General features: G+C 64.1%; 6 protein-coding genes and 1 pseudogene. 5 read left to right on the forward strand and 2 right to left on the reverse strand.

What is annotated here, in order from left to right:
• Positions 1–538 precede the first annotated feature (538 nt).
• A pseudogene (locus FBR05_12820) lies at positions 539–757 on the reverse strand (hypothetical protein).
• A gap of 1,024 nt (positions 758–1,781) precedes the next feature.
• Here FBR05_12820 and FBR05_12825 point away from each other — a divergent pair.
• The 3 genes from FBR05_12825 to FBR05_12835 all read left to right on the forward strand — a co-directional run bounded on the left by FBR05_12825 (position 1,782) and on the right by FBR05_12835 (position 8,107).
• The gene (locus tag FBR05_12825) at positions 1,782–3,524 is read left to right on the forward strand and encodes a hypothetical protein (GenBank protein MDL1873062.1); all 1,743 of its coding nucleotides are present in this window, start codon (positions 1,782–1,784) and stop codon (positions 3,522–3,524) included.
• Between the two features lie 568 nt (positions 3,525–4,092).
• Complete coding sequence (locus tag FBR05_12830; protein MDL1873063.1) at positions 4,093–5,877, forward strand: hypothetical protein; 1,785 nt, start codon at positions 4,093–4,095, stop codon at positions 5,875–5,877.
• Between the two features lie 316 nt (positions 5,878–6,193).
• Complete coding sequence (locus FBR05_12835) at positions 6,194–8,107, forward strand: hypothetical protein (GenBank protein ID MDL1873064.1); 1,914 nt, start codon at positions 6,194–6,196, stop codon at positions 8,105–8,107.
• Between the two features lie 28 nt (positions 8,108–8,135).
• Here FBR05_12835 and FBR05_12840 read toward each other — a convergent pair whose 3' ends face one another.
• Complete coding sequence (locus FBR05_12840) at positions 8,136–8,432, reverse strand: hypothetical protein (protein ID MDL1873065.1); 297 nt, start codon at positions 8,430–8,432, stop codon at positions 8,136–8,138.
• 380 nt (positions 8,433–8,812) lie between these two features.
• On the opposite strand from FBR05_12840, the gene FBR05_12845 reads away from it, so the two are divergent.
• Positions 8,813–10,669, forward strand: a complete 1,857-nt coding sequence (locus FBR05_12845; GenBank protein ID MDL1873066.1) for a hypothetical protein — start codon at positions 8,813–8,815, stop codon at positions 10,667–10,669.
• An 86-nt stretch (positions 10,670–10,755) separates the two neighbouring features.
• On the forward strand, positions 10,756–11,239 hold a 484-nt coding region (locus tag FBR05_12850; GenBank protein MDL1873067.1), incomplete at its 3' end, for a hypothetical protein.

The following is an 11,239-nucleotide window of genomic DNA, read 5'->3' on the forward strand; positions in this document are numbered from 1 at the left end:
CACTTGGTCCGCGAATTCGTCGAGATGCACGACCGCGAGCGGGGCGAGGCCCTGCAGGAGCTGCGCCGCCTGATCGAGCATCCGCCCAGCGATTTCACGGGGGAGCGCACCATCCCGAACGCCCTCGAATACTTCCGCACCCATGACGACGACCTGCTCCCCGGCCGCAACGCCCGCTACTACGAGCTCTTGACCGACGAGGTCTTCCAGGCCGAGCGCCTCTGGAACATCCGCACCGAGAGCAACCCGCGCCGGGCCGAGGAGATGTGGCTCTCCCTCGCCAACGACCTGCGTAAGGGTCTCACCAGCTGGTGGTCGACCGGGACCTACGCCGAGGGTGTCCGCAACCTCGACTTCGCCCGCGCCATCCTCCATGCCCTGCACCGCGAGTCGACCGACGAGGGGATGCGCAACCGCGCCCACCACGCCCTCCAGGACAGCCTGGGCACGGACATCACCGACGACGAAGGCAACATAGTCGAGGAGGGCGGCGGCGAATTCGGCATCTGGCCCCCCGATTGGTTCCGCAACTACAGCGACGAGAACGAGGACGGAGCCGCTTGCGACGGGGTGCTGCTCGTCGCCAGCCTGGCGACCGGCGCCGGGGCCTTTTCTCTCGGCCGCGGCGCCGTGACCACTGCCGGCCGCAGCGCGATCGGCGCCGGCTTCTTGAGGTTCTTGGGAATCCGAGGCACCCAGGCGGTAGTGACCGCCGGGGCGGAGACCGCCGCGACCGAGGCCACCGTCGCCTCCTCCGGCTTGTTTAGCCGCCATCTGGCCAGCTGGGCCGCGCGCCGCGTGGCCGCCGCCGAAGCGGCCGTTGCCAACGCCACGACCGAGGCCGAGCTCGCCGCCGCCCGCCAGGCCCTGCTTCGGGCCCAGGGCGTGCAGCGCATCCTGACCTCACCGACCATGCTCGCCACCGCCGCGGAGACCGTCGCACCCAACGCGACCGGCTGGTGGGGCCGCGTCGTCGCCGCCCATCCGCCGGTGCCCGAGGCCTTGGCCCGGGCCGCCGCCGTGACCAATGCCGAAACCCGCGCCGCCGCCACCCGCGCCCTCCTGGCCCGAGCCAGCGTCGCCACCCTGCAAAACATCAGCCTGCGCGGCCTCGGCAACGGCCTGCGCTGGATGAGCTACGAGGGCATCGTCTCCTACGGCATCGCGGGCTACGTCTTCCAGCACGCCCCGCGGCACAGCAACCACCCGCTGATCTTCGACCGCGAATACGAGCTGAGCCTCCCCGAGGGCGAGTCCCCCAGCGCCCGCGCCGCCGTTCCTCCGTCCTCCGACGCCCATGCCCGCGCCCCACGGCGGTCCCGGGATCGCGACCGAGCTCGACGTCCCAACCCCAGCGCCGCGACCGGGGCCTTGGTCCCCCTTGGCGGCGATGCGGGGGCCGAGCACCCGCTTCGGGACGAAGACCGGCGATAAAAATCCAGGGGTCCTCCATATTCAATAAGCGGCTGCAGCGGCCAAAAGGCCCTCTTTCGCCTTCCTTAGCAACCAATCCGACCTTGGGACGATATTTAGTACCGAGGGCATTGTTGAATGGGACTGGACAAGGGGGCAGAGAATAAATGGGGGCACAGACCCATCCCGTTTATTTCCTTCCTGTAATCTGCGGCGCATCGTCCGCATAAAGTCCAGAAATCACTGGGGATTTTTAATTTCGCGTCCTGCGGCCGCCGCGTCGCGTCCGCAGGGCTTTCACCGGACGATAGGTCCCGGCCGCGTTTGGTTGCGCGCCGGGCCGGCAGCACAGGTATGGGAGGCACACCATGACCCCACCAAAGGTCGATATTCAATCGCTGGATTCGCTCTATCTGGAAAATTTGCTCCAGCTGGACGTCAACGAGGCCGCCAAGCGCTTCACGGGTTCCGACCTCGCCCTCGACACGAAGACCGGCACCCTCGCCAAGGTCGGCAAGGACGGCGCCACCGGCGAGGCGACCAGCCTCGAGCAGGAGGCCGCCTGGGTCCAGACGATCCGCGAGGCCGACACCAATAAAGACCACTTCGTCGACGTCGACGAGGTCAAGAAGCTGCTGGGCAAACTCCCCGCCGATCAGGCCTCGGCCATCGACCCCAACAAGTTCCTCGAGAGCGTCCAGAAGCTGATGAAGGATCGTTACGATCCGCTGGCGAAAAACATGAAGGGCTGGAAGGCCGAGCTCACCTTCCGTCCCACCCTGGACGCCCTGGACCTCTACAACAAAGGTATCCTCAGCGAGAGCTACCGCCACGCCGGCGCCACCATCGCCCTGAACGGCCTGGGCAAGACCTTGGCCAACGTCGGCGGCTTCCTCAGCTTCCCAATCCGCCGCATCGGCGGGAAGACCGATGTCCTGTGGGGCGACCAGAAGGCCATGGCGGCGGCCAAGGCGGAATTCGACGCGCGCCAGGCGAGCTTAGACAAGCTGCGCGACGTCATCCAAAAGGGCGTCGCCGCGGGCGAGTCCTGGGCCGTCGAGGGCAAGCTGGACGAGGCCCTGAAGAAGCTCGATGCCAAGGACGCCAAGGTGCTCAACGAGCAACTGGCGGCCACCAAGATCCATGAGATCCTCAACACGACGGATCCCAAGGAACGCAACCAGAAGATGGCGGAGTTCGCCAAGAAGGACCGCCCCAGCGGCTTCTTGAGCTTCTTCAATCTCAGCACCGGCAACACCAGCGGGGACGCCTCCTTCTGGAATTACACCGGAGGCCGGCACAACCTTTACTTCAGCCGCACCGTGCTGCGCTTCCTCGGCACCAAGGCATCTTCGGGCGACGCCGCGGCCGACGATGTCCTGCACAAGGACTCCCGGGCCACCTTGGCCGACATGAACGGCGACCCGCTGGGCGGCTTCAACAACCTGGCGGCGGTGGGTCTCACCAACGTCTTCTGCCTCGGCGGCAAGGTCTGCCAACCGACCGAGTACCGCGACTGGTCCGACGAGGCCTACATGGACGCCTTCGGCCGCAGCGTCGACGGCGCCTTCATGGTCTTCGGCGGCAACCGCTTCCTCACCCGCTTGGGCGAGGCCGGCAAGCTCGCGCGGCTCAAGGGCCTCTACGGCGCCGAGGGCAGCGTGGCCCAGGTCTGGAAGGCCTCGATGGCCGAGAGCAAGTGGAACGTCCTCGCCGGCGGCAAATGGGGCGAGGCCGCCCTGGCCGCCGAGAAAGAGGCCGAGCTCCTCGGCCTGGCCGGCAAGTCCGCCAAGGACGGCCGCTTCTGGAAGCTCTTGGACAAGTGGGACGCCGCCAAGAAGGGCATGAAGGAATGGATCTTCAAGGGCGTCCCGCTCAGCGCGGAACAGTCCGCCCTGCTCGAAAAGGGCGCGAAGATGAGCGGTAAGGGCCTGGACAAGCTCACCAAGGGCGTCGTCCTGCTGGGCATCGCCCAATACGCCGACCAGAAGCTCTCGGCCCCCTACAACCCCTTCGAGCACGGCTTGCAAGACATGAGCCGCGAGGCGGAGTTCGAGCGCTATCCGGATCCGACCAAGCCCGATCCGACGCTCTACGCGCCGAAGAAGTAGTCTTACAGGTAGCTTACGAAAGCCCCCCGCCGCCCGATCACTCCGACACCGGGGGCACAGCGCGGCATGGCGACATGCCGCGAGAGAAGGCGGCGGGGGCGACCACACCCCCTGGTAACCCGGATCGGATCTTCCTTTCCGGGTTATCTATTCGTAGGCTCGGAGCAAGTCCGAGCCTACTAAAGCTCAGGGGGTGGCTTCCGCCCTCCCCCTTCAACCCCCAGCGGTTAGGGTACTTTCTTGATTCTTATTCCTCATTGGCTCGAAGGGGGTCGGAACCCACTAAAGCGTAGGCGGCGGCGGTCTCCGCCCTCCCCCTTCAACCCCCGGCGGTTAGGGTACAAAAGTCTCATTTAAGCAACCTCTCGGGGATTCCTCCGATACCTGGGGCGATGACGTTTTTGGCGTTGTCGCCGGTCCCCGGCGGCGGCGCTTGGCTCGGGGCACAAATGGCGTCTTTCCTACCTACCGTTCCATTTGGCCTCATTTAAATTTCGCACGGGCACTCCCAGGGTTCGGACCTGTCGTCCGCGGCCCGGTCGTGTCTCGCGCGCACGGAGGCACACCCATGACCCCACCCAAAGTGGACAAGGTCGACATCCGACCTTTGGAGACGCTGTATTTCGAAAATCTCCCCCTGCTCGAGCCCCACGAGGTCGCCGCGACCCTGCGCGGCTCGGACCTCACGCTCGACATGAAGACCGGCGAGCTCAAGCGGCTGCTGGCCGGCGGCCAGACCGAGGCGCGCAGCCTGGAGGAAGAGGCGGCCTGGGTGCAGCTGATCCGCGAGGGGGACGCCAACGGCGACAAGACCCTCGACCTGGCCGAGGCCCGCAAGATCCTCACCGCCAATCTCGCCGCGGAGCAAGCCTCCGGCATCGAGCCCGAAAAATTCCTCGCCAGCATCGACGAACTGATGAAGAACCGCTACGCGCCGATCTCGGCCAACCTGAAGACCCTGCAGGCGCGCTCCGCCTTCGGTCCCACGCTCGACGCGATCAAGCTCTACAACCGCGGCATCCATGCCGACGAGGTGCACATGGCGCACCGGACCTTCGCCTTGAACGGCGTCGGCAAGACCGCGACGAACATCGTCGGTTTCCTACCATCCTTGGCCCGCAATATCTGGACGGACAGCCCGCTCTTGATCGGCAACGTCGCGGCGGAGAGCGCCGCGGAGGGAAAATTCCTCGAGCGCGAGGCGGCGATCTCCAAGCTCGAGTCGGTCATCGCGGAAGGCGTCCGCAACAACGAATCCTGGGCCCTGGAAGGCAAGTTGGAGGAGGGCCTGAAGCGGCTGGACGCCGGCTCCCGCGCCCTGCTCAACGACGAGCTCTGCGCGACCCGCCTGCACCAGATCCTCACCCTGAAGGACGAGAAAGAACGCTACAGCCAGCTACTTTCCTTCGCCGAGGGCGAGCGCCCCGGCTTCCTCGGCTACGGCGGCGGCAACAGCCGGATGAGCGGAGGCTGGTTTGAGAGCTGGTGGAACCTAAGCGGCCGCCGCAACAACCTCTTCTTCGCCAAGACGATCTTCCGCTTCCTGGCCGTCAAGGCGGCCACCCAAGACCCCGCCTACGACGACAGCCTCGACAAGCGCTCCCGCGCGGCCTTCAGCGACATGCTGGGCGACGGCGGCGGCTTCGGCAATATAGCGGCCGTGGGGCTCACCAACATTTTCTGCGTCGGCGGCGCCTTCTGCGAACCCACCCAATACCGCGATTGGTCGGACGAAGCCGCCATGGACGGCCTGGGGCGCGGCATCAACGGCGCCCTGACGGTGTGGGGCGCGCGTCGCGCCTTCAGCATCTTCGGCGAGGCCCGCCGCTTGGGCAGCATCACGAGCTACCGCAACGTCTGGGACGTGTGGAGAAGCGAGGGCAGCATCTTCGCCCGCACCGCCCCCGGCGCCGCGCGCTTCAAGCCCTTCGGCGGCAACGCCTGGGCCGAGGCCGCGACCAAGGCCGAGAAGGAGGCCGAGGTCCTGGGCGAGGCCAGCCGAACGATCGGCGAGGGCGCCAAGGGCCGTTTCGGCCGCCTGGTTGAAAAGGTCACCGCCCCCGTCTCGCGGGCGAAGAGCGCCGCCGGCGCCTGGCTCTTCAAGGGACTGCCCCCGCTCAGCGCGGGCCAGCTGGCCGCATTGAAGAAGACGGGCTCCCTCGGCAAGACCGGGCTCGGCAAGCTGGTGAAGGGCGTCCTCATCCTGGGCATCGTGCAGTACAGCGACCAGAAGCTCGCCCCCGCCTTCAATCCCTTCGAGTACGGCTTCACCGACTACGACCGGGAGGCGGACCTCAATCCCTATCCGGACCTGACCAAGCCGCCCCTCCCGCAGGCGACGCCGGCCAAGTAATTTACGAAAGCATCCCGCCCCCGCCGACCTGGGGCCGGGGCCGGCCGCAAGGCAGGCCCCGCAGCGAGGCGGGGGGGGACCGACCACACCCCCTTTAGCCCGGATCCGATCTCCCTGGTCCGGGCTAAAGTTTTTAAGTACATAAAATTATTATAGTTTTTACGGAGGCGCTGCCCGTTGCGGCCTCCGTAGGGGCCCTTCGCGAACGGCCCCTACCCCAACGCACAACTCTTTTGCCTTGATGCCGATAATCCCCACCAGAAGATGGGGATAAAAGTCCTCGCCGCCCGGCGAGGCGATGTACGGGGGTACAGAGATGTCAGGGCCGATCAAAGCCGTTCCAGCCGGAGCGGAGCAGACGCAATCGTTTCAATTTTTCCGCGACACCGTCCAAGCCGAATTGGACAAGGCCGCCAAGGCCTCCGGCAAGGCGCCGGTGAAGTTCGACTTAGAGAAGGCGAAGGTCTGGAACCGCGTCGACGGCGACGGCAGCTTCGAGCTGGTCTACAACGACGAGTCCCTGGACTTCTTCTGCGGCGCCCAGGTGAACTGGCGCAGCCACGAGATGCTGATCCGCAGCGGCAAGATCAGCAAGGCCAAGGAAGAGGCCGCCCAGGGCAAGTTGCCCGGCAAGCCGGTCGCGGGCAAGTGGATGGACGACGCCTGCACCGCCACCGAGAAGCTGGCGGGCAAGGAAGAGATGACCGCCACCGACGCCCAGGGCAAAAGCGCCCCGCTCGCCTGCCAGGACGGCGTCGGCGACCCCAAGCTTTCCGGCGCGGACAAATACCTCAGCATCCAAGAGTTTGAAAAGCAATGCAAGGGCCTCTTCGACGACTACGGCCGCCGCAAGTTCGGCGAAAAGATGGGCGATCGCTTCGACCTGAAGCGCACCCGCCTCTTCAACCCCTTCCCCGGCGACGGCAACTACAGCGTGATCTTCGAGAACCAGGCCAACAATTTCTTCTGCGAGGGCATGGTCGACAGCAGCATGCACACCATGCTGGTCCGCTCCGGCAGCATCTCGGACATGGTCAATGACAAGGGCGAGCTGGGCACGCCGATTCCCATGAACGACGCCTGCTCGATGACCACCGGACTACTCGGAAAAGACGAGCTGATCGACCCCGATAAGTGCAAGGACGTCACCGCGGGCGAGCGTTCCCAGCACAACTACATCTCCTATGCCTGGCATGGGTTTCTGACCGGCTCGGCGGTCTGGGGCGGCGTCAAGCTCTACCGCAAGCTCGCCGCGATGCCGCGGATGCAGGCCCTATTCCGCCTTCCCTTCGTTCGCAATCTCGGCTGGGGCGCGCTGACCTATTTGGGCTACGACACCATCGCCAGCAACTTCGTGAAAGAAGACCACTGGGCCCGCAAGTACGGCAGCCCGATCGCCGGCGGCCTGGGCGTGGCCGCCCCCGAGATCGCGCGCGCCACCGGCCTAGCCACGCGGCTTTCGTCGATCCCGGCGGTGAGCCGCGTCGCGCCCATCGCCTCACGGGCCACCATCGGATTGGCCGCCGTCTGGGCGATGAACAAGGCCTTCCAGTGGGGCATCGGCAGCGACTACGAGGCCTCGGTCAACCGCCGCGTCACCGACCAGATCTACGACAAGCACGTCTACGAGCTGGACGGCTGGGACTTTTTGGTGATCCCGCTCGCGGTGAAGGGGCTGCGCGCCGGCAGCCGCCTGCTCGCCCCCGACGCTATGGAGTGGGCGGTCACGAAGGACAACGAGGATCTCAAGGCGAAGGTCTACCAAGAAGACAAGGAAAGCTCGGAAAAAGGAGAAGAATTTTTCCGCGAGCTCTTGCCTCATTTCCTCCATGCCGAGAATACGGCCGACCGCGACGCCTTCCTCGAGCTGCTGCGTAAACCGCAAGAGTTCTCGTTGGGCGAGGTTCACAAGGCTACCCTCTTCCTGACTCAGGGCGCCGATGGCCTCAAGGCCAGCTATCCGAACATGAGCGAGGAAGAGATCGAGCTCTTCGCCCGCAAGGCCTTCGCCTACAAGGTCCAGGAGTGCGCCAAGTTCCTGGTCTTCGTCGAGCAGCCGGTCAATGATTGGGCCCGCGAGCTATTCAACGCCGACGGCACCCTCAAATCCGGCGAGGACGCGGTGAAGAAATTGCAAGACCGCTGGCCCAGACCCAGCAGTCTTCCCAAAAAGGCTTCGCTCGACTCGCACGACATCGAGCTGTCCGAGAGCATGTCCAAGTACGGGTGACAGGCAGGGACTTAAGCCTTGACGCTGGTTACTTTTGTTTTGTGGAAAGATTTGACCAAAGCTCGGGGGACCAAAACATGGAAAACATGCCCCGTTGGACGGAAGCCGAGTCCTGAGCGAGTGCCTCGCGGTCCTTGCAAATCAAAGTAAATTTGGGGTTTGTCCCGTCTTTAAGAAAGATATCGCACTTTTTTCCTTCAGCTTCCTGTTGCTTTCTCTCTTGGCGCGTAAGGTCGAAACAATTTTGCATGGCATTGTCCGAGTTGCCTTTGGCAAAGCTGCAATTCAGAGTGTAGGTTGTGATTTTAACTTTGTGATCCGGCATGGGCCCTCCTGTTTCTTAGGAACTGCCAGGCTCATGCCAAAGCCGCTTTCAATTTAAACCATTGATATTATGAACAAAATTGGGAAGATGAAAATTAACGGCTATGTATAAAGTGTATTATTTTATGCAATGCTATTAAGTATCTTAATTTATTAAGATTTTAGTAATCATTTAAATTTAATATAATGTCGAAATATATATAAAAATACGCACTTGGGCACCGTTTTCGACAAGCGATAATCATTTTCCATCACTCCCAATAAAATCCTACGTAATATCAATAGGAAAAAATTCGGCCCACAACCTAGATGGACTCCTACCGATAACCCCTCCGACAAGGGTTTTCGACCGCCGGGGGTAAGGCGGTTGTGGGGGCACAAATGACGGGGCCGTTCAAAGCCGTTCCAACCGGGGCGGAGCAGCTTCCTTCCTTTCAAATCTATCAAAACGCTTGTCAGGCCGAGCTGAACCGCCGGACCGCGGAGGTCTTTTCCGCGCCCGCGACCTTCAACTCGTCGCAGGCGAGCGTCTTCAACCGCAACGAGGGCGACGGGCGCTTCGAGGTGCTCTACGAGGATAGGGCGAACGACTTTTTCTGCGGCGGCCAGTGGCTTTGGCCCAGCCGCGAGCTCTTGGTCCGCAGCGGCAAGATCAGCGACCGTTCCAGCCGCCCCATCGGCGGCGGTTTCATCGGCGATGCCTGCAACGCCACCCAGGTCCTGGCCGGCGCGGAGGAATTCGCCGGGCAGTCCTGCAGCGACGGCGCCGTCAACCCGCTCGCGACGGCCTCGGGGAAATTTTCCAGCGTGCGGCAATTCGAGGAGGGCTGCAAGACGTTGCTGGGCCAGCGCAGCCCGGACGCCGTAGCGGCCTTCTCGCTGCAAAATTCCCGCGTCGACAACCCCGTGCCCGGCGACGCCGCCTACAGCCTGTTCTTCGAGAGCCGCGCGAAGGGCCTGTTCTGCGCCGGCGACGTCGACGTCAGCTCCCACCAGATGTTCCTGCGCTCCGGCAAGCTCTCCGAATACGAGACCGCCCAGCCCGTCGCCACCGTCGAAATGACCGATGCCTGCTCCTTGACGAAGGAATTGGTCGGCGAACGCGAGCTGCTCAGCCCGGACTGCAAGGACATGACCGCGCGCGAGCGTAAACAGGTCAGCTACATCACCTACGGTTTCTACGGCGTCGCCAACGTCTTGGCGATCCTCGCCACCTATAAGCTCGGGAAAAAAATCCTGACCTCGCAGGCCTTCACGCAGCTGCGCGGCCTGCCCTTCCTGCGCAACCTGGGCTACGGCATGCTGGGCTATGCGGCCTTCGACCAAGCGGCGGGAATTTTCTTCGAGCCGGACCACCCCGTCCGCGACTACGGCAAGTGGATCGCCGGCGGCGCCGGCCTGGCCGCCCCCGAGATCGTCGGCAGGACGGCCCTGGGGCAGCGCCTCGCCGCCACGGCCGTCGGCAGCCGCGTCGCACCCCTCGCCTCGCGCCTCACCTGGGGCCTGGCGGCGGTCTGGGCCCTGGACCTGGGCATCCGGCACTTCGCCGTCGGCAGCGACTACGAGGCCTCGATCAACAGCCGCGTCACCACCCAGGTCTATCGTGAGGCCGGCCTCTACGATTACAGCTTTTGGAAATGCGTCAACCCGCTTTCCTGGCTGAACAAATCGCGGCGCGTGTTCCGCGCCATCGCCCCCTCCGCGATCGAATGGGCCGTAGCCGACCTGGACAACGAGGACTTGAAGGACAAGATGTACGCCGAGGACCTCGCGACTTCGAAGGAGTTGACCAAGATGATCCAAGAGATCGTGGTGCCCTTCCTGCACTCCGAGAATTGGGAGGACGTCAACGAGGCCATCGTCCTGCTGCGCGACGAAAAGATCGTCCTGAGCCAGTTGGAGCAGATCCAGGAGGCGCAATTAGCCGCCGTGGGGCCGGACGGCCTAAAGAGCTTCTACCCCCACATGAGCGCAGAAGACGTCGAGCGCCTCTGCCGCAAGATCCTGATGAAACGCGTCCAAGAGGCCGCGAGCTTCCTGGTCTACGTCGACCAGGACGAGAACGACTGGGCCCGCGAGGTCTTCAACGCGAACGGCACCCTGAAGGGCGCGGCCGACGCCAACGGGGAATACCCCTACGAGAAGCTCAAACGCCGCTGGACCCCGCCGCCCCCCCAAAAAACCGAAGTAACTTCAGAGGCTTTCGAGCTGGTGGGAAACGGCGACCTGATGGGCTAAACCCGCAACTTCGGCCGATTCCGCACGATAATAACCCCGCCATCCGGGGGGATGGCCCATAGACCTTGGTGTTAAGGGGATAATCCGTGACGCAGCTTACCGCCGAATTGATCCGCCAGCATCCCGCCTTGGCGGCCTTCAACGAATACATCCAAGAGCACCTCCATCGGGCGCCCAATCCCGAAGAGATCGTCGTCAGCAACGAACACTCCAACGACGGGATTATCCGACTCAGCTATTTAAGCGCGAGCAACGACGTCTTCGTCGCCCAGATCGACGCCTCGCGCCCGACCGGGGCCCTCGAGGTCCGGCGCGGGCGCATCCGCGGCCGCGGCACCGAGTGGGTGGAGCCCAGGCCGGTATCGCGCAACGTCGCCGGGGCCTGCGACGCCATCCACGCCCTGGGCGGCGAGGAAGAGAGCGGCTACACCTGTCCCGCCGGCTCCACTCCCGGCGCCGCTCCGCAATCCTTGTTCGCGCAGCGGGCCACTTGGCTCGGGCAATGGGGCCTGGCGACTTGGGCCGGTGCCGAACTGATCGGACTCGCCTGGAAACGCCGCTCCCTCACCC

The sequence above is a fragment of the Deltaproteobacteria bacterium PRO3 genome (assembly GCA_030263375.1).
Taxonomy (GTDB): domain Bacteria; phylum UBA10199; class UBA10199; order DSSB01; family DSSB01; genus DSSB01.

Bases quoted from the DNA above. Each gene is read 5' to 3' on its own strand.
- FBR05_12825 (MDL1873062.1), top strand. From the start codon at position 1,782: ATGACCCCACCAAAGGTCGATATTCAATCGCTGGATTCGCTCTATCTG.
- FBR05_12830 (MDL1873063.1), top strand. From the start codon at position 4,093: ATGACCCCACCCAAAGTGGACAAGGTCGACATCCGACCTTTGGAGACG.
- FBR05_12835 (MDL1873064.1), top strand. From the start codon at position 6,194: ATGTCAGGGCCGATCAAAGCCGTTCCAGCCGGAGCGGAGCAGACGCAA.
- FBR05_12840 (MDL1873065.1), bottom strand. From the start codon at position 8,432: ATGCCGGATCACAAAGTTAAAATCACAACCTACACTCTGAATTGCAGC.
- FBR05_12845 (MDL1873066.1), top strand. From the start codon at position 8,813: ATGACGGGGCCGTTCAAAGCCGTTCCAACCGGGGCGGAGCAGCTTCCT.